The sequence below is a fragment of the Halorussus pelagicus genome, from assembly GCF_004087835.1.
Lineage (GTDB): Archaea > Halobacteriota > Halobacteria > Halobacteriales > Haladaptataceae > Halorussus > Halorussus pelagicus.
This window is the reverse complement of sequence record NZ_CP035119.1, coordinates 424,722-447,719: the sequence shown is the minus strand read 5'-3', so window position 1 is coordinate 447,719 and position 22,998 is coordinate 424,722. Positions and strand designations below refer to the sequence as shown.

Sequence of the window (22,998 nt, the reverse complement as noted above, 5' to 3'; positions counted from 1 at the left end):
TGATTTAAAATCTGATATATTAATTACGACGAGGTAGACACAGAACCCAAAACCGGTTCCTAAATCATCTTTGAATTGCTAAACTGTCTCTCGGCTCTCCCCGGATAATCTGTGATTTCCCTCCGTTACTAACGTTAAAATTAAGTAGGAGTAAAACGTTTGTGGGTATATGGAGACCGAATCGAATTTACTCGACCAACAAATCACCGAAATCCTTCGGACGGTCATCGATGAAGCACCCGAATCGATGCTCGTCGTCAACCCGTCGGAGGATGCCATCGAGGAACTGATCGACGTCGCCACCACGTACGAGGGCGACCTGCCGGAACTGCGCATGCTCGCGCAGTTGGGCACCCTGAAGGACGTGATGGAGGACTTCATCGTCGCTAGTAACGCGGCCGACCTCATCGACTCGGGGGCGCTCTCGCTGCGCACCACCGACGAGGTTCCGAGCAACTCCCTGCTCGTCACCGACGAAGTCGTCATCGCGCTCGTGACGGCCGACGACCGCGTCGGCGGTCTCACCGCCGATGACGAGGCGTTCGTCGCGGAGGCCTACGACTCGTACTCCGCACAGTTCGAGTCGGCCGACGAGTTCTCGCTGCGCACGCCGCCGCTCTCGCGCGTCCGCGACACGCTCGGCGACGAGATCAGCCCGGACGCCCAGAACGACTTCGACGAGGTCCTGTCCTCGATGGAGACTGCCCGTGGCGACGGTGACGGACTCGACGAAGTCACCATCAGCCTGCTCGTCGCCGCGAAGAACGAGGCCCTGCTGTACGACATCAGCAAGTGGGGAGAGGACGTTGGCATCGCCAGCAAGGCGACGTTCTCCCGGACGAAGACGAAGCTCGAAGACACGGGTCTCATCGGTACCGAGAAGGTTCCCATCGATGTCGGCCGCCCGCGCCTGCGCCTGAAGCTGGCCAACGACGAACTCCGTGACGCGGAGACCGACCAGCTCGCCAGCGCGGCACAGAGCCTCCTCAACTAATTCCGAACTCGTCACTTTTTCGCGCCGTAGCTCCCGAGCGATAGCAGCGCGTTTTTCCGGTCGCATTCCGTCGCTACCGCTATGAACGCACCGACAGTCGGACTCGTGGGCGCAGGTCCGGCAATCGACGCCGTGAGGGCCGCGCTCGCCGATACGGGGACTGAGACCGTCGAGTGTGAACCCGAGAACGTCGCAACTGTCGATTTCGCGGTGGTCGTCGGCAGAGCCGACGACCACCGCGACGCGCGGTTCGCCATGGCGAACCGCGCGGCCCGCGACGGCGGGACGCCGTGGCTCGCGGTCGAACTCGGCGGTGTTGGCGGTCACGCACTCGACATCGACGCCGCGGTCTCGGGATTCGCACCGGGAACCGCCTGCTGGCGCTGTCTTCGGACGCGCGTCGCCGCGAATCTGGACGACGAACGCGAGGGGTCCGATGAACCCGAATCCAACCCAAGCGAGGTTTCTCCGGCGAGCGCGCGCTTCGCGGGCGCGCTCGCCGGGCGCGAGGCCGAAACCCTTCTGTCGGGCGGCGAGTCGTCGGTCCTCGGCGGCGTCGTGGAGGTGCCCCACGCCGAGCGAACCCTGCTCCCCGTACCGGGATGTGGGGTCTGTGACGACGAGTCCGACGCGAGTCTGCGCCTCCCCTCGTCACTCGACCCCGAGTACGCCGACACCGAGTTAGAGACCACGCTTTCGCGGGCCGAACAGGCCGTTGACGAGCGCGTGGGAATCGTCTCCGCCATCGGCGAGGCCGAGTCGTTCCCCGCGCCGTACTACCTCGCGGAGGTCGCCGACACGACGGGGTTCAGCGACGCGCAGGCGGCCGAACAGGCCGCGGGCGTCGCCGACGACTGGAACGCGGCGCTGATGAAGGCACTCGGCGAGGCGCTTGAACGCTACGCCGCGGGCGTCTACCGGACCGACAGGTTCGAGACCGCTCGCGCAGCCGACCTCGATTCGGCGGTCGAACCGGCGAGGTTCGTCCGGCCGGAGGGGTGGACCGACGCCGACGCGGACGAGACGCTGGCGTGGGTCGCTGGCCGGAACCTCCACAGCGGGGACGCCGTGGACCTCCCCGCGGAGTTCGTCCACTTCCCGCCGCCGGAAGTCCGCTACAAGCCCTCCATCACGACTGGACTGGGACTCGGCAGTTCGACCGTCGAGGCACTGCTCGCTGGACTCTACGAGGTCATCGAGCGCGACGCGACGATACTCTCGTGGTACTCGACGTTCGACCCGCTCGAACTTGCGGTCGAGGACGAGCGATTCGACGCGCTCAGATCACGCGCACGCGCGAAGGAGTTGTCGGTGACGCCCCTGCTGGTCACGCAGGACGTGGACGTGCCGGTGGTCGCGGTCGCGGTCCACCGCGAGGGCGAGTGGCCGCGGTTCGCGGTTGGCTCGGACGCCGACCTCGACCCGGCGAGCGCGGCGACGTCCGCGCTCGCCGAGGCGCTCCAGAACTGGATGGAGTTGCGCTCGATGGGCGAGGACGACGCCGCCGACGCGGACGGCGCAATCGGCCGGTACGCAGACTTCCCCGAAACCGCCCGCGAATTTGTCGCGGCCGAGACCGCGATTCCCGCCGGGAGCGTCGGCCCGGCCGACGCGCCCACCGGCGAGACCGAACTCGACGCGGTTCTCTCCCGCCTCGCCGACGCCGACCTGTCGGCCTATGGCGCACGCCTGACGACCCGCGACGTGGAGCGTGCGGGTTTCGAGGCGGTTCGGGTCGTGGTGCCCGAGGCCCAACCGCTGTTCACCGGCGAGTCGTTCTTCGGCGAGCGATTGGGCGAGGTTCCGCCGGAGTTGGGCTTCGAGGCCCGACTTGACCGCGAGTTGCACCCCTACCCCTGACGCTCAGCGACTCCGGAACGCTACCGGCGGCAATTCAGCCCGGAACCGCAACGCACTACAGCGGTCGCCTGACTACGACCGTGCGTGTACGCGCTGACTCGTCTCGCAGGCTACGCCGTCCTGTTGGTCACGCCCGTTATCTTGCTCGCCAGTGCGCTGTCCGCGGGCGGTGTCTCGGCGACCGCCGTCGGTCTCGAAGGCGGAATTGTTCTCGCGGGCGGTATCGCGGCGGCGCGCGAGCGCGAACGCGCGCTCGTCGCGCCGGACGCGCCCGAACTCGACCGAAGCGACGCCCTCGACGCGCTCGCGGTCCCCGTGGCCGCGGTCCTCACCTACTGGCTGAGTGTCAACGCCGGTCTCGGGCCGGTTGTCGCCTCGGCGCTGGTCGGTCTCTTCGCGGGCGTCGCCGTCCCAAACGTCGGCGTTTCGGCTTACTGCGGGTCGTTCGTGGGCATGGCCTCGCCCGCGCTCTTCCCCTCGGTCGGCTACCTCGCAGTCGCGGGCCTGCTCTCGGGCCTCGCGTTCGTCGCCGCCGACCGCGCCTTTTCGGGATTCGGAGGAAAACTTGGCACGCTCGCGCTGTTCGGATGCGCGACTACGGCCGCCCTCACCGGGGCGGACTACGCCGCCGGGAGCGCGCTCCCGTGGACCGACGCGGTTCTTTTCGTGCCGGTCGCAGTCGTGGCGGCCGTCCTCACCGTCGTCCTGAGCCTCCGCCTCGAACTCGGTGCGGTGGTCGGGTCGGCGCTGGTCGGTCTGGTCGCCGGACTCGGCTTCCCGACGATTCTGGCGGGGGCTGGCGAGACGCTTGCCGCCGTCGCGTTCTGCGCGTCGTTCGTCGGCATGTCCTCGGCGGAGCGTCTCGACGGCGAGGCGCGAGTCGCGCTGGCCGGGGCGGTCTGCGGACTGGTCTTCGTCGGCGTCGCGGCGGCGGTCCCCGGCGCGGGCGGGAAACTCGGAACCGTCGCGTTCGTCGCCTGCGTCACGACCGCTGGCGCGGAGCGACTGCTCGCTCGCGCGCGAGCGTGAGGACGAACTGGCTCGAAATCGGGACTGGAGGAAGAGACGGGTTTCAGACGCCGAATGTCGCCCGGAGCATGTCCCGCGTGCCGGGACCGAGACCGACCGCGACGATGGCCACGAGCAGGAGGATGGCGTAGCGCGGACTTTCCTCGTCGAACACCTAGATGACGAACAGCGTGGGAGAATCTAATATCAAGAAATCTTTTCATCTTTAGTAGCAATATGAAATGATACAAATAGGATACCTATTGAAACAGACATAAGAATGAGAGAGAAGTTTTGACCATCAGGCATCAAGACGGCACTAATCGAAAGCACTCCGAAGATTAGAGCAGCAACTACATATTGAATGGCCCGAAGTCGGTTTACTAACTCACGCATCTCGGATTGCTCAGCCATACATTACAAATACATACAGAATATAAATACTTTTATTTTTGATATAGGATTTTACTACTGTTCTTGAGATTAGCAAAAATTAAACAAGTAAAGTGTCTGATTCTGGAATCTAAATTCCTTGAGCGAAGTTGTACGAGAGGTCCACACTCTCTTCTGCCATCGGGCACAAGCCGCTCCCGTCGTTACAATTTTCGGGATACATGAAAGCACCGTGGAACTCGGTCCAGATGTGCGGCGTTGGCAGAGACCCACTATAGGTGAACTCGTCCAAGAGACCTATGCTTGCATTGTATGCCCGGTATCGGTCACAAGCAACACTTGCGTCCGATTGGGGAACATCGATGAAAGCTTCCGCTGTCTCTTCCTCGAACGGGCTTTCGTCCTCAACGGTGACCTCCTCCTGTTTGAAATCGTATGTGTACGATGCCGAAGGCCCACTAGGCCCGATGCTGACTGTTGCAGTGCCGGATCCGCTCTGTTCCTCTGCTCCGGCAGGACTCCAATCCTCAAGTTTTGCACCGTTGCTCTTGTTCCAGTCGTGAGTCATTCGTGCATTCTCGATTTGTCCCTTCCAAGCATCGTCGATGTAGTCGGCCAACCGCTGATCGACTCTTGTCTGGTACACCATGACGTCCGAGTTGTTGTTCCATTCATTCTCGTAGATTCGGAACTGAACGTTACTCGGCGCAATCTCGTTACTCTCGTAATCGAGACGTTTGTCCGAAATCTGAGTGAACTCGGACGACATCGTCGAGAACTGTGGATTAGACTCTTGTTTCTTGGCCTCTAGGTGAGCGTCGGCTTTTCGGAAGAGGTCCGTATCGTCAGTCGATGAGGTGGACAGAGAGGAAGTCTCTTCGTCTTTCCCTCGGATTCCGTAATAGACGGACGGTTTCCCATTGTTGACAACTGCGTTGAACGCAACGATGTCACCAGTTTCTGAGACGTCATGCTGACGGAGTTGTTGGCGTCTACTTTCACTAAACTCAGCATCGACGTCTTCGAGAAGTTCGTCAACGGCATCTTCCAGCGCACCACGGGTGATGGGGTCCGAGAGAGTGCCACGCACTTTTGCGGCTTTGACAGAGTCACTAAGTTTCGCGCTAGCGCTACCCAGTACTGAGGTTCCTCCAACGAGAAGTCCAGCGCCTGCTTTGAGAACATTTCTACGTCGCATTGAACATCTATTTTTATCTTTTGACATCGCAATTAATGGGTGATGGTGTTAATTAAAATATCTTTCTAAGAATAAGTTATATAATGTATAATAGATATGAGTTAAATCATGTCCACTAGTATAATGGAGTATTTGCCGACTGAGTGTAACTCTGCCATTGTTCAACAGTGGTGGTTACTAAAATACTTAGGTGAAATGGAGTACTTCTCTTAGACGCCGAACGTCGCTCGCAGCATGTCTCGCGTACCAGGGCCGAGGCCGACCGCGACGATGGCCACGAGCAGAAGGATGGCGTAGCGCGGACTCTCCTCGAAGATCTGCTCGTCGAATACCCAGATGACGAACACCGCGGCCACGATTTTCACCAGTAGGAACGGCCAAGCCGCCCCGACCACGTCTATTACCGGCTCAGGAAATTGTTTTCCGACGTCGATGAGCGCTTCGTTTACTGGATGTTTTGGCTCAAGATCTCTGGGAAGCCCAAGTTCTTTCGCCCAGTCGATGCCGACGACGTTGGCCACGCCATCAACCGAGTGCGCCCAGATGACGACGATACCCATCCGACCCGTGCCGCGGTTGACCTCTGGCGCGTAGCGTTTGACGGCCGCCCACGTGAGAACCGTCACGAGCGTCGCGCCGACGAGGACGACGGCCGTAATCTGAGGGAAGAAATCGACGTAGTCGGTCGTGGACGAGAGGAAACCCAGATAGCCGACCGTGACCGAGAGGAGGGCCGCGCCGACGCCCGCGACGGAGTACCGGTAGCTGTCGGTGACGCCCGCGTTGCGGAGCCAGACGCTCCCGAGGAGCGCGGCCAGCGTGACCGCGAACATCGTGAAGTAGATGACCGGGCTGATGATGAGCGTGTTCCACGGGAACGTGATGGCGGCCTGCGCCGGATCGAGACCGTCGAAGGCGTCCTCGACCACGCGCAAGGCCCCGCCCAACAGCATGTAGGGGAACAGCGCGTAGAACAGCTCTCGGTCCTGACCAACGTCGAGTCGCCGGAGCATGAAGACGACGCCCAACAGCGCCAGCAGCATCGTGAGCGCGTATCCGACCTCAGAGATCAGCGTGTAGCCGGGGTACGCGACCGGTTCCGCCGCGGCGGTACACGCGGCCGAATCGTAGAGAAAGCTCACCGACCCGTCGGCGTAGGCCGCACACTGGGCGCTCTTGGCGTCGGCGACGACCGGTCCCCAGAAGTAGTGCCAGACGAATCCGTAGTAGACGCGCTCCGGGAACAGGAAGATGCCGCCGACGAGCGCGGTCAGCAATGCGGCGACCGCTCCGCCCCAGAGGCGTTCTGAGTCCATATCCTCGGTTACGGTGCTCATGTTTTTCAAAGCGCAAGCCGCCGGTTTTACGATTCCGGTCTCGGTCGTCGCGGCCGACTGACAGAGCCAGGTCTGCTCGGGAGGCTCCGTCGGCCCGTCGAGTCGCTATCGTTGCGGGGTCCTCAGACCTCGCTCCCGTCGATGGGCAACTCCTCGGTCTCGTAGGGGCTGTCGAGGATGACCATCGTCTGCGAGCGGGCGAATCCGTCCATCTGGGCGATGTTCTCGAACATGAGTTCCCGGAGTCGGTCGGCGTTCTCGGCGTACACGCGCATCAGCACGTCCCACGAACCGGTTGTGAGATGAACCTCTTGGACGCCGTCGATGTCTTCGAGGCGGCCGAGCGTCTCCTGTTCCTGTCCCTGTTCGACCTGTAGGCCGACGACTGCCGAGATACCGTAGTCGAGCGCCTTCGGGTCTACCTTCGCGTGGTACCCCTCGATGACGCCAGCGTCCTCCATCCGGTTGACTCGGTCGTGGACGGTCGCACTGGACATATCGATGCGCCGCGCAATCTCGCTGAACGGGGTCCGCGCGTCTTCTTGTAACGATTCCAAGATTTCTCGGTCGGTCTCATCGAGTTCCATATCCTACATCAGATTCTTTCAGGCTAAATATCCTTAGAATTCATCTCGTCAAAATCGGGGATTGCGTTTTCTGATGGAGGACAGAACCCGACTCAGTCGAGGTCTCGGACGGCCGCCACCAGTTCGTCGTGGGTCTCGCCGTTCGAAGCGACGAGGCTCTCGGAATCGTGTCGCCACGGGTCGCCCTGAAGGTCGGTGACGGTCCCACCCGCCTGCCGGACCATGTGTACTCCTGCCACGGTGTCCCACGGGTTGGGATCGACGTTCGTCACCGTGCCTTCTAGCGACCCGGCCGCGACCATCCCGAGAGTCACCTGCGCCGAACCGAACCGGCGGATGTCGGCGAACCGCTCGACGAGTTCTCGGCAGATCGCGGCGTACTCCTCGCGCCGGTCGAACCCCCACCAAATGGTCGGCGCGACGGCGAACGTCTCGGGGTCGGTCTTCTCGCTGACCGAGACCGAGTCCCCGTCGCGGTACGTGCCGTCGCGTCCGGCGACGTACGTCTCACCGAGCGCAGGGCAGTCGTTGACCGCGGCGACCGGTTCGCCGTCCCGGACCGCCGCGACGCTGGTCGTCCAGACCGGAATCGACCGGACGTAGTTGTTCGTCCCGTCGATGGGGTCTATCACCCACGCGTCGCCCTCGTCGGGCACCTCCTTCAGTTCGTCCTCTTCCTCGCCGACGATGGCGTCGTCGGGGTACTCCTCGCGGATGACCTCGATGACTCGCCGCTGGGTCTGGCGGTCGGCCTCGGTCACCACGTCGGTCTTCTCGGATTTGGTCTCCACCTCGATGTCCGCTCGAAAGCTCTCGGCGGCGATTTCGCTCCCCGTGCTGGCGGCGCGTTTCGCCACTGCGAGACGCTCCTCGGCGTCGTCGGTCATGTGTTCGTCGTCGGGCGTCGTCGGAAAAGCCCTGTCGATTCATCACTTTCGGCTCGGAACGACGGTGGAGCGAGCCTTCGACCTCGGCGCGACGACGCCGCGAGCGCACGGTTCGCGCACGGACGCTCTGCAACCTTCGCTCGAAATGCCTGAAAATTTATATCCCAGAGCGTCGTCGGGTGAGTCATGGAAGCGGGCGACCAGCGCCGACCCCTGAAGTTCCGAGTACCCGTCTCGGAGACTTTCCTACAGGAGTACGGCGTCCCCCTCGGCGTGCTACTGCTCTCGCTGTCCTCGCTGGCGGTGGTCGTCGCGCGCGAACCTGGCGATGGGGTGGTCGTCGGCGTGGTGGTCATCGGACTTTCGCTTGGCGCGGTCCTGACCGGACTGATGGTGTACAACGTCGTCGTCGCTGCGCTCGTCGCGGCGAAGTTGTGAGTCGAACGCTCGGCCCGACCCGGAGTTTTAAGCCCGCGCTTGAACTACACCTGACCACGATGTCGAGTCACGGCTTCACCGAGCCTGCTGAGGATAGAGTAAGTCGCCAGTCGGCGGCTGGTCGAGAAATTCGCCGCGGAACGTAACCATTCTGCGACCGACCGAGACGACGCCGATGAGACTGTCGCCGTCACCGTCGCGGGCGAGACTCACGACCTGACCAGAGCCGAGGCCGACCGGCTACGCGCGGCGCTCGGCGAGGCGTTGACCGAGCGCCGAGAGTTCGTGCGCACGGTCGGGACCCACCGCGAGGACGGCAGTTACGTCGTGGAGCGCCGCGGGGCGGACTCCTCGGGCCACCGAAAGGTGTTCGAGAGCGTCGCCGAAATCCGGCGACTCTACGACTGTCTGCCCGAGTCGTTCACCGCCGCGGACGTGGAGCGGTCGGGGCTGACCGGCGGGCGCAGGCACGTTCTGGTTCATCACTTCGCGGAGCATCCGGCCTTCGACTGTGAGTTGGCCAAGCACCAGCCCCTCACCGCGACCAAGACCGACGAAACGCCCCGGAGCGCGGGAGGTGAAACCGGAGACTGATACCGACTGGCGAACGCTTTTCGCTCTCGATTCCGAGGAGTCGGACATGGAACCGCGACCATCCACGTTCTCCATCGTCGCGCGCGACCCCGAAACCGAGGCGGTCGGCGTGGCCGTCCAGTCGAAGTTCGTCAGCGTCGGCTCCGTCGTTCCGTTCGCCAGCGCCGACGCCGGAGCTATCGCCACCCAGAGCTTCGCCAACGTTGCCTACGGCCCGGACGGTCTCGACCTGCTCCGCGAGGGGCAGTCTGCCGAGGAAGTAGTCGAAGAACTCACCGACGACGACCCCGAGGCACCACAGCGGCAGGTCGGCGTCGTCGGGCGAGACGGCTCCGTCGCGGCGTACACCGGCGAAGAGTGCTTCGAGTTCGCGGGCGACCGGCAGGGCGAGAGCTACACGGTGCAGGGAAACATCCTCGAAAACGAGGCGACCCTCGACGCGATGGAAGACGCCTACCGGGACACGGAGGGCGGTCTGCCGGAGAAACTCATCGCCGCGCTCCACGCGGGCAACGAGGCGGGCGGCGACAAGCGCGGCGAGCAGAGCGCGGCGCTCTACGTCGTCAAGCCCGAGGGCGGTTACGACGGGAAGAACGACCGCTGGATAGACGTGCGCGTGGACGACCACGAGGCCCCAATCGACGAACTCGAACGGGTGTTCAAGCTTTACGACGTGACCCTACTGGAGCGCGAGGAACCCGACGACGTGCGGGAGCTATCGGGTGAAACCGCCGAGGAAGTCACCGCGACGCTCGCGGAGTTGGGGTTCTACGACGGCGAGGCGACAGAGACCTTCGGCGAGGACGAGCGCGACGCCCTCGAAGCGTTCCGCGGGATGAACAACTTCGAGAACCACGACCTCGCGGTCGTCGAGGACGCGCTCGCTCGCGGGTGGAGCGAGTCGGTCGGCAACGGTGAAGACCGCATGGTTGACGCCATCTGGCACGGCCTGTCGCGCTTGGAGCGCGAGTAGTCGGGCGGGCCGTTCGCGGTCGAAAAACGCGGAACATCCGGAACGCGGTTCCCGCCGAACTCATTACGCGCGAAACCCAACGTACCGCCCATGAGAGACGAGGAGGAAATCCGCGAGCAGTACGAGTTCCTGACCGAACACCTCGAAGACGAGGAGATGCGACACGAGGGCGTCAGACAGATGTTTACGTACTACAAGCGGGCGCTCGGATGGGTTCTGGAGGAAGAGCATATCTAACTAACCTAATAATTCGAAAAATTTCGACACCTATGTTCTGAAACCTGTGTTTCGCCCCGGTACCGGTACAGGGTTCCGACGGCGTTAGGTTTAAGTTGTTACGGCGTTTTGTTTCAGTTGACGCTTCGCTTGGAGGGCCGAAGCGTCAGCGGGGACCAATTCAGGGCGGCAAGCGGTTCGCGGGGCTTTTTCACCCCCGCGTGTTCCGCTTTCCTTTCCATATTCCTTTCGAGCACCCACGACTTCGATAGTCCCGACTTCGTCGCTCCGAACGTTCGTACTGACTCGACCGCGAGGCGGCACCAAGACCTAATTGCGTGCGACTCGTGAGCGTGGTTTGATGCACTGGAAGCGACGGCGCGACCTCGAAGGGGCAAGGAACTCGGCGTCTGGTTGCTGATGGACGACGACGGGAGCGTCGAGCGCGAACTCTACGTCGAGAGCCACGAGTACCGCGGCGGTCACTTCGACGTGTACGTGATGGCCGACGACGAGTGGGACCACGAAGGCGAGTTCGAGACCAGCGAGGAGGCCTTTTCGCGGGCGCTCGACCTGCTCGAAGCGAGTTCACACTCCGTAGCGCGCGAGGGGTCCGTCTAACGCGACGAGGGAGCGCCACCGACCCGACCCACGACTCTTACCCGGTTCCGGAACGACGTTCCGGCATGGACAAACACACCCGCGACGAATCGGTCGGGCCGCCCCGTGCCGGGACCCCGACCGGGTGGCGTCCCGCGGAGGGCCACTGGGAACACGACACGCTCCGGCGGGCGACGGTCCACGGGATTCGACTGTTCAACGTCGGCGAGTTCCACGAATCGCACGACTGCTTCGAAGACGAGTGGTACAACTACGGAAGCGGGACCACCGAGAGTTCGTTCCTCCACGGGATGGTCCAAGTCGCCGCGGGCGCGTACAAGCACTTCGACTTCGAGGACGACGGCGGGATGCGGTCGCTGTTCGAGACGGCGCTCCAGTACCTCCACGGCGTCCCCCGCGACTACTACGGGGTGGACGTGCTGGACGTGCGCGAGACGATGACTCGGGCGCTCGACGACCCGACCGTACTGGAGGAGTGGCGAATTTCGCTCGACGGAGCGTACCCGACCGCCGACGACTCGGATTTCGCCTACGCGGAGTCGCTGGAGTGAGACGGCGTTTCCCTCTGTTTCTCGCTGTGTGCTGACGATTCCCGTAGATTGCCCCCGAACTCTCCTGCGCAATCAAAACGAATCAACAACTTATATACTATCGGCGTCGTTCGTCAATCCAGAGCGGTCTCTCACTGCTCGCGCGACACCCGACGGAGGTCACGATATGACAACGACCGACTCTTGCCCCGATACGGCGGACGCTAACCCGCACAGTCCTGAGCGCGCCGTCCCGCTCGATGCCACGTTCGACGCTCTCGAAAACGAGGACTGTCGGGTCCTGCTTTGGCACCTCGCCGAGAGCGACGACGCGCTCGTCGTCGATGACCTCGTGGACCGACTCGCGGAGACGGAGACCGACGAAGAGCGACTGCGCGCGCGACTTCACCACAGCCACTTGCCCAAACTCGCCGACGCGGGCCTCGTGGCGTACGACGCCGAGCGCGAACTCGTCGCCTACGGCGAGGACGCCCGGTTCGAGGCGATGGTTCCCATAATCGAGTCGTTCGAGCAGACTGACCACCCTATCTCGCTGGACTCGCTGCTCGGCCTGCTCGCGGATTTCCGGCGGCGCGAGGCGCTGGTCACGCTCCTAAACCACGAGGACCTGTCACTCCCGGACCTCGCCGACGAGGTGACTATCGCCGAGCGCGGCGAACCCCTCACGCGAATCGACGCCGACGACGTGTTGCAGGTCTATCTGTCGCTGTATCACACGCACGTCCCGAAACTCGCCCGCGCGGGCCTCGTGGACTACGACCAAGACGACGACTACGTCGCGCTGACCGATGCGGGTCTCGCGCTCGAATCGCCGATTCGGGCGCTGTGTGACCCGACCGACGACTGATCGACGGATTGGAGTCGAAACGCTCAAAAGCGCGCGGTGCGCCTTTTCTTCCGATGCGAATCGAGCAGTTGGGCGAGGGGACCCCCGAAATCGCCGTCGTCGCCGCGATTCACGGCGACGAACCGTGCGGCGTTCGGGCGATAGAGCGTCTCCTCGCGTCGTCGCCAGCAGTCGAGCGCCCAGTCAAGTTCATTGTCGCCAACGAGGAGGCGCTGGACCGCGGCGTCAGATACGTCGAGGAGGATCTGAACCGCGCGTTTCCGGGCGATCCGGACGCCGAAACCCACGAGCGGCGACTCGCCGCCGCGCTCTCCCGAGAGGTGCGCGACTGCACGACGCTCTCGCTCCACTCCACGCAGTCGTACGCCGACCCCTTCGCGCTGGTCGATACCGTCGATGCGGTCGCGCGCTCGGTCTGCCCGTATCTGCCGGTCTCCGTGCTGGTCGAGACCGAAGCCGAGAGCGACGGCCGCCTCATCGAGTACCCCCACGTCCTCGAAGTCGAGTGCGGCCTGCAAGGCTCCGACGAGGCCGCCGACAACGCCGTGGACCTGATTCGGGGCTTCCTCGAAGCGACCGGTGCCCTCCCCGACGACGAACCGGTCGCCGGATTCGACCGCGACGAAGTCGAGGTCTACCGACTCGGTGGCCCGGTGCCCAAGGTCGGTGACGACGACTTCCGTGTGTTCGCCCAGAACTTCGAGCGCGTCGCCGCGGGCGAGCGCTTCGCCGCCTCCGACGAGCGCGAACTAATCGCCGACGAATCGTTCTACCCGGTCCTGATGTCGCCGTACGGCTACGAGAACGTCTTCGGCTACCGCGGCGAACGCGTCGGCGTCCTCGACGGCTGACTATCTGATTCTCCGGCCTTTGGCTCCGGTACGACCGACGACCCACTGGCGTAGCGTGCGCTCCGCGTCTCGGTCCGTTTGGCGTGCGCTGGCGCGACCCCGCAAAGAACCCGGACACGCTTCCGGCTGAACACCCACGACTGCTCGATTAGCGAAACCGCGGGAAAGAAGGGGCCTCTACTCCTCTTCCGGCTCGTCTTCGTCGTCACCGTCGCCGAGCAGGCCGAGTTCGGCGAGGTACTCCTCGGTCTCGTCGTTCGTGAGTTCCATGAACTGCTCGGACTCGGCGTCCACGGTGGCGAGACCGACGCCCTCGGGGCTGAGTTCGCCGTCGTTGACCGACCCGAGCGCGCGGAGTGCGAGTTCGATGCCGCCGTCCAAGTCCATCGACTCGCTGTAGTTGTCTTCGAGGTACTCCTGAATCTCGCCGCGGTCCGCGCCGACCGCGAGGGCCTTCCACTCGTAGGGAGTGCCCGACGGGTCTGTCTCGTAGAGGCGCGGCTCGCCGTCCTCGATGCCACCGATGATGAGGGCGACACCGAACGGGCGCGCGCCGCCGACCTGCGTGTACTGCTGGATGTGGTCGGTGACATCCTTGGTCAGCGTCTCGACGCCGATAGGCTCGCCGTAGCGCAGGCGGTTGACCTGCGTCTGCTGGCGCGCGAAGTCGATGAGCTGGCGCGCGTCGGCGACGTGGCCTGCCGAGGCGATGCCGATGTGGTCGTCGGCTTTGTGAATCTTCTCGACGCTGGTCCGCTCCATCAGCTCCGAGCGGATGCGCTTGTCCACCGCGAGCACGACGCCGCCTTCGGTGCGGATGCCGATGCTCGCAGTGCCGCGTTTGACGGCCTCGCGGGCATATTCGACCTGATAGAGCCGTCCGTCCGGGGAGAAGATGGTAATCCCACGGTCGTAGGCCTGCTGTTGGGCTTGTCCCTGCATAGTATCACTCGAAATCGAGTTCCGTCGCGCCCGCGAACGCGCCGTCGGTCCGCACGTCGAGGAGTCCGTCTCGCTCGACTGCCGACCGCTGGGCGTCCTCGAACACGACTTTTCTCTCGTCACGAATTTGGCCGTCTGCTCCTAAATACTTTTCTTCACAGGCACGGACCGTACCGCTTATACCGCTGACGCGCAGGCCGACGGAGTCGTCTCGAATTTCGTCCACGCAGGCGAGCGCCGCGCGGGCCGCTTGGACCTGGCCGTGGCGGACCCGGAGGATGGCTTCCCCGGTGCCGTCGCCGAACTCGAACTGGAGGACCTTTAGGTCGGCGTCGGCGCTCCCGGCGTCGCCGAGCAGGTTCTGTGCCGCGAACCAGACGCTCCGCTGGAAGTCCCGGCGGTCGATGTCGGCGTCGGGCCACGATTCGAGTTCGACCGCGAGGTAGCGCCATCTGGGTCGGAGATGTTTCGGGAGGTGTTTCACGATGTCTCCGCTTCGGTCGGAACCCGCTTGAAGGCTAGTGGTTTGCACGGTACGCTCGTGCTCGACGCCCAGCCGATTTGATAATTTCTACCATCATTCAACTATTAAGATAAATGTCAGTAAGTAACAATGAAGATGTGAACCGATTAATTTTAGTCAATCAACTACGTTAGTATTCAATGCATGTCTGACGAAAGCAACAACGTGAGCCGACGTAACGTCCTGAAGAAAGGTGGAGCGGCCGCGACCGTCGCTGCCGGCGGTCTCGCCGCCACTAGTGGATCTGCCGCCGCACTCGACTGGCGCTACCTCCTCGTTCAGGGTCAGGGTAGCTTCCAGATCGAAGTGTACGCAGACAACGTCGAAGTGACCGACAACGGTGTCGATGGTACGCTCGACGTTGAGCAGGCCACCGACAGTTCGGGCAACTCGTTCTACATCCTCTCAGGAGAGGTCTACGGCGAGATCAACTCGACGCCCAACGACTACGCTCAGTTCAAGATCTACGGTCACCAGAAGTTCGACGACCGTACCTGGGAGAGCGGCGTCGATGTTTACTGGAAGACCGACGAACTGAGCCAGTCCTAATCCGTTCCCGACCTCATTTTTTGCGGTAGCGCGTCAGTACAGTCGAAGAAACCGCTCTCGGAGGATTCAACGACGAATTCGACTCTGGCGACTACGCCCAGTTCGGACTCTGTGGGTTCCGTACTTCGACGATTGAATGTAGGACTCGAATGTCGATCTCTACTAGAAGGCCGACGCTCTGTGGGCATCTTGACATCTTCCCCGCGCTAAAGTGCGGTTTTCTCTTTGCACTTCGTAAGCCGGTCGTCATCCCGATTTTTGCGTTTCTGTTTCGATATCACTACTCTCTCGGTGTCGTGAAACGTTTACCGTACGGCCGCGAGCGTACGTGACAGTCGATATTTCGGCTAGCCGCTTGCTCTTCGAGGCATAATACTGCTGTCTGAATGGCAGAAACTTACAAAGACGGTGCAAACCGATTAATTTTAGTTACTCAATCGAATTAGTATTCAATGCATGTCGGATGAAAGCAATGACGTGGGCCGACGTAACGTCCTAAAGAAAGGTGCAGCAGCCGCGACCGTCGCTGCCGGTGGTCTCGCAGCGACCAGCGGTTCCGCCGCCGCCCTCGATTACCGCTACCTTCGCATTCAGGGTAAAGGTAGCTACCAGATCGAGATCTACGCCGACGACGTTCAAGTCCAAGAGCCTGGCCTCGAATTCACCCTCGACCAGTACGACGATGGAGGCGACACCGTCTTCATCGTCTCGGGCGAAGTCGACGGCGAAATCAACTCCACCCCGGACGACTACGCTCAGTACCGAGTGTACGGCTTCGACCGTTTCGACGAGAAGACGTGGGACAGCGGCGTTGACGTCTTCTACAAAGCCGACGAAGTAACCCAGTAAGAGACGACCCTGCCGAAGTCGGTCAATTTTTGCATTTTATTTCTGTGTGGACTTCTCGTTAGTCTCTCTCATCTGAGAACGTAGTCACTGTTCGACCGAAAACGACGGCCAGTCTTCTACCGCTATCGATGAGTTCCTTCATCGAATTTTTGTTCAATTTTAACGGGCAATTTTTATAGGAACGCGAAGTAACTCGCTCGGGAGTGTAAGACAATAACACGAAACGCAGGCGCGACAGGGAAGACGACCGTGCGAGGCTGGCGACCGACCGCTGGCGACTTCGACCGACGAGAGTTCCTCAAATCGGGAGTCGCGCTCGTCAGCGGGACGGCCATCGCTGGACGGGTCGGCGCGCAGGACGGCGGCACGACGAACGTCGCGTTCACCCTGCGTCAGTCCACGATGCTCGTCCTCGCGGGCGTGGCGGTTGCCGTCGCGTTCCGAGCGGGGGTGTTCAACATCGGCATGCAGGGCCAGTTCGTCGTCGGCGGGTTTGCCACCGCGGTCACGGTGCTGTTCCTCGCGCCGATACTACCCGAGGGCGCGGTTGGGGGCGTCCTGCTGATGTGGCTGGGAACGCTCGCGGTGATTCTGGCTGGCGGCGCGTACGCGGCGCTCCCCGGACTGGTGAAGGCCTACGCCGACGCCAACAAGGTCATCCGACCATCATGCTCAACTTCATCGCGTCGGGCGTCGTCTTCTTCCTCGTTGACCAGTACCTCCGGCCTGCGGGCGCGTCTGCGCCCAACACCGAGACGTTCCCGCGGTTCGGCTTCAACGCCATCGCGGTGAGCCTCCTCACGGCGAACAACCCGCTCGGCGTCGTCCCCGCAGGAATCCTGTTCGGCGGTCTCGACGCGGGCGGTCAGTACATCGGCTTCACGCTCGACGTGCCGCCGGAACTGGTGAACGGCGTGGTCGGTCTCGTCGTCCTGTTCGTCGCTACGCTGGTGTTGATCATCCGGTACGAGGCCGATCAAATCGTCGCGGGACTGGCGGTCTGGTTCGTCGGACTCAGCTTCGGTCCGTTCACCGCGACGGTCATCTGGGGCGGCGTCTCCAGTCCGTCGCTCCCGAACATCGACAACGTGACCGTCCCGGTGCTTGCGCAGGTGCCGGTCGTCGGCCCGATTCTGTTCGATGTGTCGCCGTTGGTGCTTTTCACCGTCCTCCTCGCTATCGCGGCATGGGTCGTCCTCTACCGCACCAAGTACGGCTACTGGGTGCAGGCCGCGGGCGGGAACCCCGAGGCGTTGGACACCGCGGGCGTGGACGTGAACCGCGTGCGCTACGCCGCGGTCGTCTTCTCGGGCGCGCTGGCGGGGCTAGGCGGCGCTGTCCTCGCCATCGGCATCGGGAAGTGGGTTCACCGGGACCGGCGTGACGATGGGGGACGGCCGAGGCTGGATAGCCATTGTGGCGTACCTCTTTGGCAACTACAACCCGCTGGGCGCGTTCGGCGCGTCGCTGTTGTTCGGTGCGGCCGACATGTTGGACGTCCAGTTCCAGACGGTCGGCATCTCGCTTCTGGGGAGCATCGTCGGTCTGTTCTCCTACGTCGCGGTGCTAGTCGTGCTGAACCTGGTCGGCTGCACGCGTGTCCCGGCGGCGGTCGGCGAACCGTACGAGACCGAGGAGTGAGTCGGCCGCTCCGCGCCGTTCCAGAATAACTTTCATCATTTCCTAAGAAAGACGTATATTTTGAAAGAAAGCTTCTCCATTGCTAACAGACGTGAGATTCGTACTGCGGTCGGCCCGCGACCAGTCCGGTCGCACGTTGGCCTGCGTGGATTACTCGCCGTTCCCGCGCTCGGCTACCAACACACCGACCTGCTCGTGAACTTTCTCCACCGCCGTCAGCGCGAACCCGGCCTCGGTCAGCGCGTCGGCCAGATGTCCCACGGTCGAGGGGTCGTCCACTTCCGGGCTGTAGAACGGTTCGTCGGGGTTCGGTTCGCCGAAGAACATCACGTCGCCGAGGACGAACTTCCGGGGTCCCAACTCCGCGATGGTCTCGATGGCTTCGACCTTCTCCTCGTCGCTGAGGTGGTGCATGGCGAAGTTCGAGACCACGATGTCGGCGCTCTCGACGTTGGGGTTCCGGAAGCGCCCTTCCCCGAACGCCACGTTCTCGATGCCCTTCGAGTCGGCCTTCTCGCGGGCGCGCTCCATCATCCCCTCGCTGATGTCGCGGCCGACGACCTCCCCGGCGTCGTCGGCGAGCGCCAGCGCGATGGCTCCGGTGCCGGTGCCGAGGTCAGCCACGGTGTCCTCGGGACTGGGGTCTGTGTGTTCGACCACGAGCGAGACGCAGGCGCGGTACTCTTCGGTGTCGTTCTGGCTGTCGTCGTACTCGCCGGCGATGTCGTCGAAGCGCGAAGCGTGTTCCTCAAGCGTCCTCTTCATACCTGCCGCGTTTGACGCCCGGTGCAATGAACGCGTCGGACATGCGCTCGCGGTTGCGCTCGGCGAGCGCCGCCCACTCCGCCAGACCTTGCCGAATCTGGTCGCTGGAGAAGCCGATTGTCTCGCCGACCGCGACCAACTCGCGGGGTGCCCGCAGTTGGAGATGGCTGGTCGGGTTCGCGCTGACGACGTACGGCGCGTCGTACTGGGTGACGATCTCCCGAAGCTTTCGGAGGTCCTGTAAGGCCTGCACGCGCGGGCCGCCGTCCTCGCGCAGGACCCGCGAGAGGTCGAACTCCACGCGCGTCCCGTGTTCTGCCGCGGCCTTCGCCAGAACGTGGTTGAAGTCGCCCCGGCCGCGCATGGGGTGGGCCAGCACGTCCACGCGGTCGGACTCAACCGCGAAGCGATTCAGGGCGTTGGTCCCGCCGTGGAGCGCCACCACGGTGTGTTTTGGCCGGTAGTTGCCGACGTGGCCCGACGCCACGTCGGGGTTGTCGGCCCGGATTTCGATGGCGTCCACTACGTCCACGTCGTACTCCTCGGCGATTCGCTCGGCGTCGTAGTCGGGAGTGGCGTCGCTATGGTTGCGCACGACGACGCCGTCGAAGCCGTGTCGGGCGGCGGCGGCCGCGAAGCGCGCCGCGGTGCTGTCGCCGTCGGGATGGGCGTGGACGCCCTCGTAGCGTGGCATAAGGACCGTCTCGTCGTGGATGTTCTCCCGGCGCGGTTTTGGGTCTGTCCCTTCGAGGTCGGGATTTGGTAGGGTCGATTTTTATTTGTTACTGGGAGGACAGTCGAGAAGTAGCTAAGCTACTGCCGACGCCACTCAGACCGCAATAGCACGGCGACCGCACAGCGCCGCAACCGCGCCCCGTACCTCCCCGCTTGCGTCTGCGCTCGCGCAGGACCGCAAGCGCGAGCGCAGACGCGGCGCGTCCCGTGGACTGTCAGGGTCGAGCAGCGTGAAAAATTGAGACTCACGTAACAGAGCGGAAGACGCGCTTCGTCGGGGTTTCTCAGAACTGGTAGCGCCGGTCGTCCTTCTGCTGTTGCTGGGGGAACGATTGGCCGCCGCCGGTCATCTGGTCGTAGGTCATCCCCGAGAGGTACTCGTCGTAGGTCACGTCGTAGCCGCTCCGGAGGTGGAAGTCGAGATTTCCGGTATCCACCGTCCGCTGGAACAGCATGTGAATCGCCCGCCGGACCAGTTCGTCGGTTTCGTCGGCGTCGAGCGCGGTCTCCAGCATCGCCAGTTCGTTGCGGGTCTCGCCGTCGAGCGACACCGAGAGTTCGTCACCGAGGTCGGCGTACTCGCCCTCCACGTCGTCCTGTAGGTCGTCCAGACTCATGCCCGGAGGATTGGCACCGCGGCGGAAACGCCTTTCGACTGGGGCGCTTTCGAGCGCTAGAAAGGCAGAATCACCGGAGGTCCGCGCCGCACTCCCGACACTGCCCTCTGTCGGCCCAGTTGTTCGCGGCGCAGTCCGGGCACTGGGAACCGCCGGACTCGGACTCGCGGGGCCACGAGAACGAGGCGAGCGCGCCCGACAGGAGGAGCGCGCCGCCGACCGCGAACAGGCCGGTGACTCCCCAGAAGGTTATCGCCAGTCCCGCGAGGACGAGCGCGGCCTCGACGAGCATCGCCGAGCGCGCGACGCTAACACTCACGGCCCGAAAGTGTCGTAGCAGTCACATAAACCGACGCGGTTCCGACCGACTGCCCTGCGACCGAACCGCCGCCCATTTACCGACTTCCGCCCTATTGCTCGCCGATGAGCGACGCCGAATCGGACGACGCCGACTACTCGCTCCCCGAGGACCTTCCCGCGGTCCGCGACGCCCTAACCGCGTGGTACGAGACCGACCACCGACAGTTCCCGTGGCGGGAGACCGACGACGCCTACGAGATTCTGGTCTCGGAGGTCATGAGCCAGCAGACCCAACTCGGCCGGGTCGTGACCGCGTGGGAGGCGTTCCTCGACGAGTGGCCCACGCCTGCCGACCTCGCGGACGCCGACCGCGCCGACGTGGTGGGCTTCTGGACCGACCACAGCCTCGGCTACAACAACCGCGCGAAGTACCTCCACGAGGCCGCCGAGCAGGTCGTCACCGAGTACGACGGCGAATTTCCGGAGACTCCGGAAGAGCTTCAGAATCTCATGGGCGTCGGGCCGTACACCGCCAACGCCGTCGCCTCGTTCGCGTTCAACAACGGCGACGCCGTGGTGGACACCAACGTCAAGCGCGTCCTCCACCGCGCGTTCGACGTGCCCGACGACGACGCCGCGTTCGAGACCGCCGCCAGCGAGGCGATGCCCGAAGGCGAGTCGCGCGTCTGGAACAACGCCATCATGGAACTGGGCGGCGTCGCCTGCGAGCAGTCCCCGAAATGCGACTCAGCGGGGTGTCCGTGGCGCGAGTGGTGTCACGCTTACGAGACCGGCGACTTCACCGCGCCCGACGTGCCGACACAGCCGAGTTTCGAGGGGAGTCGTCGGCAGTTCCGCGGCAAGGTAATCTCCATCCTGAAGGAGTACGACGAACTCCCGCTGTCGAAACTCGGCCCGCGCGTCCGGGTCGATTACGCGCCGGAGGGCGAGTACGGCCGCGAGTGGCTTGAAGGGCTTCTCTCTGACCTCTCGGACGACGGACTGGTGGCGGTTGAGAAGACCGATGGAGACGGCGACTCTGCGGACGACGAGGCGGTCGCACGACTGCGGTAGTGGCGGGTTTTATTTGGAGTCATTTAACATAAAAATAATAATGGGCTTAGGAGCAGTCTATAAATGAATCTAGATAAGTATATACTATTTTAATAAATTTAATATATAAATAATAATGTACTTGCACAAATGGAAATGGTGTTATATGTGGAGTATATCGTATATCATGCAATGTCAAAAGAAAATAAATCAGATGGAATCAGCAGACGAAACGTTCTCCGGAGTTGCGCTACGGGTGCTGGGGTCGGTATCAGTGGGCTTAGCGGTAACGCGATAGCGAAGCGAGGAGCGAACGGAAGCGAGCTAAAAGAGTTCGAGCGAACCGCCGAGGTGCAGTCTATTCTGGAAGAACTCGGCCTCAATCGAATCCCGCGCCGTGGGACGGCAGAGACTACTGAACTTGACGGCGAATCTTTCACTCTTAAAACAGTTCAGATTGACCTCGGGTACGGGACGCTTCTGGTCGGGAGCGTGGACGACGAAATAAGCGCTGCCTTCACTTTCGATGGCGATGCACAAAAGAAGGCTCCGAACAAAAAGTACGACGATATTCCAACCGGTGTTGACGCGTGGTTGTTGGGAGCCGAGGACGAAGCAACCTTTCTCCGAACTGCGACGGACGAAGAACGAGAGGCCGCTCTCTCTGCGGCCTCGCTGGACGACCACGAGAGCATACTCGTCTACACTCGGTCGGACATCGAAGGACTCCACGTAGATGTTCTTGACCCCGAGTCAGTCGGAATTTCTCCGGACGAGTACGACGTTGAGAGGGTCGGGGCCGATTCGACGACCGACTCGACTGACGTTCCGACAACTGAATTTATCCGATACAACATCATCCCCGAGGAGACGACTGCTGCTTCAGTCTCCCCAGAGTCGGCGACGTTTGAACCTGAATTCATATCTGGCGCGGCTAAGGTCGTTGCGAAAAAGATAATCAAAAGCCTCGGGTTTGCGGGTTTAGGGTCGCTCACGGATAATTGTGCTGTCAAAGCTGTCGGATGCGTCGCCTCATTCTCTGGTAGTATCGCTGGATGTCTCAAATGTTCACCTGCCTGTGTCGGCAGCCCGACTGGTGTCGGTGCTGTCATCTGTGTTCTCTGCGTCTTCGGCGTTTGTTCGCACCTTCTCAGCGGAGTGAGTTGCGCGAACGCGATGGATTGCTTTGAAGGCGTCTGAAACAGGGCAAGAGAGAATCGAAATGTAACCATATCTCAGACAAACATACAAGCGTATCTACCCCGTCTTTCAGCACGATACGATGAGAATACAACGAATTGACCAACTCCTCTGGGGCGCGTCCTTCGCGGTCTTGGGCCACCTTCCGGTCGTCTACGACACGTCGCTCCCGCCGGTCGTCCTCGTCCTCTGGTACGTCACGTTGAACCTCCTCGGACTCTCGACCGTCGCCGAGGAGTTCGGCTATCCCTCGGTCCTCCGGACCCGGCCGGAGGCGGTCGAAATCGCCACCGCGGCGCTGTTGGCCCTTGCGCTGTCGCTGATTTCGATATTTGTCCTGTTCCCGCTCGCGTCGCCGCTGTACTCACTGTTGGCGGTCGTCGGACTGGCGACCGCGGCCGCGGTCGTTTGGACGACGCTCGACTCGCTCCGAAACGGTACCTCGAAATCGAACGAGCGCGGCGAGTGA

28 protein-coding genes and 2 pseudogenes are annotated in these 22,998 nt (G+C 62.7%); 18 read left to right on the top strand and 12 right to left on the bottom strand.

Going from position 1 to position 22,998, the window contains the following annotated elements; translation table 11 throughout:
• Window positions 1–169 precede the first annotated feature (169 nt).
• The 3 genes from tbsP to EP007_RS02280 all read left to right on the top strand — a co-directional run bounded on the left by tbsP (window position 170) and on the right by EP007_RS02280 (window position 3,883).
• Entirely contained in the window at window positions 170–994 is an 825-nt protein-coding gene (tbsP, locus tag EP007_RS02290; RefSeq protein ID WP_128476109.1) for a transcriptional regulator TbsP, read from the top strand.
• Between the two features lie 81 nt (window positions 995–1,075).
• Entirely contained in the window at window positions 1,076–2,854 is a 1,779-nt protein-coding gene (locus tag EP007_RS02285; protein ID WP_128476108.1) for a YcaO-like family protein, read from the top strand.
• An 84-nt stretch (window positions 2,855–2,938) separates the two neighbouring features.
• On the top strand, window positions 2,939–3,883 hold the full coding sequence (locus EP007_RS02280) for a hypothetical protein (RefSeq protein WP_128476107.1): 945 nt from the start codon (window positions 2,939–2,941) through the stop codon (window positions 3,881–3,883).
• A gap of 43 nt (window positions 3,884–3,926) precedes the next feature.
• Here EP007_RS02280 and EP007_RS17860 read toward each other — a convergent pair whose 3' ends face one another.
• From EP007_RS17860 to EP007_RS02255, 6 genes are all read right to left on the bottom strand, one after another.
• Complete coding sequence (locus EP007_RS17860) at window positions 3,927–4,037, bottom strand: DUF63 family protein (protein WP_394346052.1); 111 nt, start codon at window positions 4,035–4,037, stop codon at window positions 3,927–3,929.
• Window positions 4,038–4,069: 32 nt separating this feature from the next.
• Entirely contained in the window at window positions 4,070–4,276 is a 207-nt protein-coding gene (locus EP007_RS02275) for a hypothetical protein (RefSeq protein WP_128476106.1), read from the bottom strand.
• A gap of 109 nt (window positions 4,277–4,385) precedes the next feature.
• Entirely contained in the window at window positions 4,386–5,480 is a 1,095-nt protein-coding gene (locus EP007_RS02270; protein WP_166035406.1) for a hypothetical protein, read from the bottom strand.
• A gap of 182 nt (window positions 5,481–5,662) precedes the next feature.
• Entirely contained in the window at window positions 5,663–6,790 is a 1,128-nt protein-coding gene (locus EP007_RS02265; RefSeq protein WP_128476104.1) for a DUF63 family protein, read from the bottom strand.
• Between the two features lie 122 nt (window positions 6,791–6,912).
• Window positions 6,913–7,377 carry an Lrp/AsnC family transcriptional regulator gene (locus tag EP007_RS02260; protein ID WP_128476103.1) on the bottom strand — a complete coding sequence of 155 codons (465 nt, stop codon included), beginning with the start codon at window positions 7,375–7,377 and terminating at the stop codon, window positions 6,913–6,915.
• Window positions 7,378–7,469: 92 nt separating this feature from the next.
• A complete protein-coding gene (locus EP007_RS02255) occupies window positions 7,470–8,264 on the bottom strand; it encodes an inositol monophosphatase family protein (RefSeq protein WP_128476102.1) in 795 nt (264 codons plus the stop codon).
• A 186-nt stretch (window positions 8,265–8,450) separates the two neighbouring features.
• Here EP007_RS02255 and EP007_RS02250 point away from each other — a divergent pair, with 186 nt between their 5' ends.
• The 8 genes from EP007_RS02250 (at window position 8,451) to EP007_RS02220 (ending at window position 13,355) form a co-directional block, all read left to right on the top strand.
• Window positions 8,451–8,702: a hypothetical protein gene (locus EP007_RS02250; RefSeq protein ID WP_128476101.1), complete on the top strand. Its 252-nt coding sequence runs from the start codon at window positions 8,451–8,453 to the stop codon at window positions 8,700–8,702.
• A 216-nt stretch (window positions 8,703–8,918) separates the two neighbouring features.
• Window positions 8,919–9,296 (top strand): DUF7528 family protein, encoded by a 378-nt coding sequence (locus EP007_RS02245; RefSeq protein ID WP_128476100.1) that lies wholly within the window; start codon window positions 8,919–8,921, stop codon window positions 9,294–9,296.
• Window positions 9,297–9,342: 46 nt separating this feature from the next.
• Window positions 9,343–10,269, top strand: coding sequence for a DUF1028 domain-containing protein (locus EP007_RS02240; RefSeq protein ID WP_128476099.1), 927 nt, complete (start codon window positions 9,343–9,345; stop codon window positions 10,267–10,269).
• A 90-nt stretch (window positions 10,270–10,359) separates the two neighbouring features.
• Window positions 10,360–10,506: a hypothetical protein gene (locus EP007_RS17270; protein ID WP_166035404.1), complete on the top strand. Its 147-nt coding sequence runs from the start codon at window positions 10,360–10,362 to the stop codon at window positions 10,504–10,506.
• 399 nt (window positions 10,507–10,905) lie between these two features.
• Window positions 10,906–11,106: a hypothetical protein gene (locus tag EP007_RS02235; RefSeq protein WP_208023520.1), complete on the top strand. Its 201-nt coding sequence runs from the start codon at window positions 10,906–10,908 to the stop codon at window positions 11,104–11,106.
• A gap of 65 nt (window positions 11,107–11,171) precedes the next feature.
• The gene (locus EP007_RS02230; protein WP_128476098.1) at window positions 11,172–11,657 is read left to right on the top strand and encodes a DUF309 domain-containing protein; all 486 of its coding nucleotides are present in this window, start codon (window positions 11,172–11,174) and stop codon (window positions 11,655–11,657) included.
• Window positions 11,658–11,823: 166 nt separating this feature from the next.
• Window positions 11,824–12,504, top strand: a complete 681-nt coding sequence (locus EP007_RS17740; protein WP_128476097.1) for a DUF7344 domain-containing protein — start codon at window positions 11,824–11,826, stop codon at window positions 12,502–12,504.
• 53 nt (window positions 12,505–12,557) lie between these two features.
• Window positions 12,558–13,355, top strand: a complete 798-nt coding sequence (locus tag EP007_RS02220; protein WP_128476096.1) for a M14 family metallopeptidase — start codon at window positions 12,558–12,560, stop codon at window positions 13,353–13,355.
• A 177-nt stretch (window positions 13,356–13,532) separates the two neighbouring features.
• Here the strand turns inward: EP007_RS02220 and psmA are convergent, their stop codons facing one another.
• Together psmA and EP007_RS02210 are read right to left on the bottom strand one after the other, a co-directional pair.
• Window positions 13,533–14,297, bottom strand: coding sequence for an archaeal proteasome endopeptidase complex subunit alpha (gene psmA, locus EP007_RS02215; protein WP_128476095.1), 765 nt, complete (start codon window positions 14,295–14,297; stop codon window positions 13,533–13,535).
• Window positions 14,298–14,301: 4 nt separating this feature from the next.
• On the bottom strand, window positions 14,302–14,781 hold the full coding sequence (locus tag EP007_RS02210) for an Rpp14/Pop5 family protein (protein ID WP_128478478.1): 480 nt from the start codon (window positions 14,779–14,781) through the stop codon (window positions 14,302–14,304).
• Between the two features lie 183 nt (window positions 14,782–14,964).
• Between EP007_RS02210 and EP007_RS02205 the strand changes: the two genes are divergently transcribed.
• From EP007_RS02205 to EP007_RS02195, 4 genes and pseudogenes are all read left to right on the top strand, one after another.
• Window positions 14,965–15,369, top strand: coding sequence for a hypothetical protein (locus tag EP007_RS02205; protein ID WP_128476094.1), 405 nt, complete (start codon window positions 14,965–14,967; stop codon window positions 15,367–15,369).
• Window positions 15,370–15,825: 456 nt separating this feature from the next.
• Window positions 15,826–16,218 (top strand): hypothetical protein, encoded by a 393-nt coding sequence (locus tag EP007_RS02200; protein ID WP_128476093.1) that lies wholly within the window; start codon window positions 15,826–15,828, stop codon window positions 16,216–16,218.
• Between the two features lie 249 nt (window positions 16,219–16,467).
• Window positions 16,468–17,162 (top strand): annotated as a pseudogene (locus EP007_RS17855) (ABC transporter permease subunit); the annotation flags it as partial.
• Window positions 17,154–17,859: pseudogene (locus EP007_RS02195) on the top strand (ABC transporter permease); the annotation flags it as partial. The pseudogenes EP007_RS17855 and EP007_RS02195, both read left to right, overlap by 9 nt.
• A 150-nt stretch (window positions 17,860–18,009) precedes the next feature.
• Here EP007_RS02195 and EP007_RS02190 read toward each other — a convergent pair.
• The 4 genes from EP007_RS02190 to EP007_RS02175 form a co-directional block, all read right to left on the bottom strand.
• On the bottom strand, window positions 18,010–18,624 hold the full coding sequence (locus EP007_RS02190; RefSeq protein WP_128476092.1) for a class I SAM-dependent methyltransferase: 615 nt from the start codon (window positions 18,622–18,624) through the stop codon (window positions 18,010–18,012).
• Entirely contained in the window at window positions 18,608–19,318 is a 711-nt protein-coding gene (locus EP007_RS02185; protein WP_128476091.1) for an RNase P subunit p30 family protein, read from the bottom strand. Before EP007_RS02185 ends, EP007_RS02190 begins: the two co-directional genes overlap by 17 nt.
• A 325-nt stretch (window positions 19,319–19,643) precedes the next feature.
• Complete coding sequence (locus EP007_RS02180; RefSeq protein ID WP_128476090.1) at window positions 19,644–19,976, bottom strand: hypothetical protein; 333 nt, start codon at window positions 19,974–19,976, stop codon at window positions 19,644–19,646.
• Between the two features lie 70 nt (window positions 19,977–20,046).
• A complete protein-coding gene (locus EP007_RS02175) occupies window positions 20,047–20,295 on the bottom strand; it encodes a hypothetical protein (protein ID WP_128476089.1) in 249 nt (82 codons plus the stop codon).
• A gap of 104 nt (window positions 20,296–20,399) precedes the next feature.
• Here EP007_RS02175 and EP007_RS02170 point away from each other — a divergent pair, with 104 nt between their 5' ends.
• The 3 genes from EP007_RS02170 (at window position 20,400) to EP007_RS02160 (ending at window position 22,998) form a co-directional block, all read left to right on the top strand.
• Window positions 20,400–21,350, top strand: coding sequence for an HhH-GPD family protein (locus EP007_RS02170; RefSeq protein WP_128476088.1), 951 nt, complete (start codon window positions 20,400–20,402; stop codon window positions 21,348–21,350).
• 129 nt (window positions 21,351–21,479) lie between these two features.
• Window positions 21,480–22,529 (top strand): hypothetical protein, encoded by a 1,050-nt coding sequence (locus EP007_RS02165; RefSeq protein ID WP_128476087.1) that lies wholly within the window; start codon window positions 21,480–21,482, stop codon window positions 22,527–22,529.
• An 82-nt stretch (window positions 22,530–22,611) separates the two neighbouring features.
• A complete protein-coding gene (locus EP007_RS02160) occupies window positions 22,612–22,998 on the top strand; it encodes a hypothetical protein (protein ID WP_128476086.1) in 387 nt (128 codons plus the stop codon).

Excerpts from the sequence above, each read along its gene's own strand:
- EP007_RS17740 (WP_128476097.1), top strand. The coding sequence starts at position 11,824 with ATGACAACGACCGACTCTTGCCCCGATACGGCGGACGCTAACCCGCAC.
- EP007_RS02160 (WP_128476086.1), top strand. The coding sequence starts at position 22,612 with ATGAGAATACAACGAATTGACCAACTCCTCTGGGGCGCGTCCTTCGCG.
- EP007_RS02205 (WP_128476094.1), top strand. The coding sequence starts at position 14,965 with ATGTCTGACGAAAGCAACAACGTGAGCCGACGTAACGTCCTGAAGAAA.
- EP007_RS02180 (WP_128476090.1), bottom strand. The coding sequence starts at position 19,976 with ATGAGTCTGGACGACCTACAGGACGACGTGGAGGGCGAGTACGCCGAC.
- EP007_RS02165 (WP_128476087.1), top strand. The coding sequence starts at position 21,480 with ATGGAAATGGTGTTATATGTGGAGTATATCGTATATCATGCAATGTCA.
- EP007_RS02185 (WP_128476091.1), bottom strand. The coding sequence starts at position 19,318 with ATGCCACGCTACGAGGGCGTCCACGCCCATCCCGACGGCGACAGCACC.
- EP007_RS17270 (WP_166035404.1), top strand. The coding sequence starts at position 10,360 with ATGAGAGACGAGGAGGAAATCCGCGAGCAGTACGAGTTCCTGACCGAA.
- tbsP (WP_128476109.1), top strand. The coding sequence starts at position 170 with ATGGAGACCGAATCGAATTTACTCGACCAACAAATCACCGAAATCCTT.
- EP007_RS02260 (WP_128476103.1), bottom strand. The coding sequence starts at position 7,377 with ATGGAACTCGATGAGACCGACCGAGAAATCTTGGAATCGTTACAAGAA.
- EP007_RS02200 (WP_128476093.1), top strand. The coding sequence starts at position 15,826 with ATGTCGGATGAAAGCAATGACGTGGGCCGACGTAACGTCCTAAAGAAA.
- EP007_RS02255 (WP_128476102.1), bottom strand. The coding sequence starts at position 8,264 with ATGACCGACGACGCCGAGGAGCGTCTCGCAGTGGCGAAACGCGCCGCC.
- EP007_RS02190 (WP_128476092.1), bottom strand. The coding sequence starts at position 18,624 with ATGAAGAGGACGCTTGAGGAACACGCTTCGCGCTTCGACGACATCGCC.
- EP007_RS02250 (WP_128476101.1), top strand. The coding sequence starts at position 8,451 with ATGGAAGCGGGCGACCAGCGCCGACCCCTGAAGTTCCGAGTACCCGTC.
- EP007_RS02230 (WP_128476098.1), top strand. The coding sequence starts at position 11,172 with ATGGACAAACACACCCGCGACGAATCGGTCGGGCCGCCCCGTGCCGGG.
- EP007_RS02240 (WP_128476099.1), top strand. The coding sequence starts at position 9,343 with ATGGAACCGCGACCATCCACGTTCTCCATCGTCGCGCGCGACCCCGAA.
- psmA (WP_128476095.1), bottom strand. The coding sequence starts at position 14,297 with ATGCAGGGACAAGCCCAACAGCAGGCCTACGACCGTGGGATTACCATC.
- EP007_RS02265 (WP_128476104.1), bottom strand. The coding sequence starts at position 6,790 with ATGAGCACCGTAACCGAGGATATGGACTCAGAACGCCTCTGGGGCGGA.
- EP007_RS02270 (WP_166035406.1), bottom strand. The coding sequence starts at position 5,480 with ATGTCAAAAGATAAAAATAGATGTTCAATGCGACGTAGAAATGTTCTC.
- EP007_RS02285 (WP_128476108.1), top strand. The coding sequence starts at position 1,076 with ATGAACGCACCGACAGTCGGACTCGTGGGCGCAGGTCCGGCAATCGAC.
- EP007_RS02235 (WP_208023520.1), top strand. The coding sequence starts at position 10,906 with ATGGACGACGACGGGAGCGTCGAGCGCGAACTCTACGTCGAGAGCCAC.
- EP007_RS02220 (WP_128476096.1), top strand. The coding sequence starts at position 12,558 with ATGCGAATCGAGCAGTTGGGCGAGGGGACCCCCGAAATCGCCGTCGTC.
- EP007_RS02275 (WP_128476106.1), bottom strand. The coding sequence starts at position 4,276 with ATGGCTGAGCAATCCGAGATGCGTGAGTTAGTAAACCGACTTCGGGCC.
- EP007_RS02170 (WP_128476088.1), top strand. The coding sequence starts at position 20,400 with ATGAGCGACGCCGAATCGGACGACGCCGACTACTCGCTCCCCGAGGAC.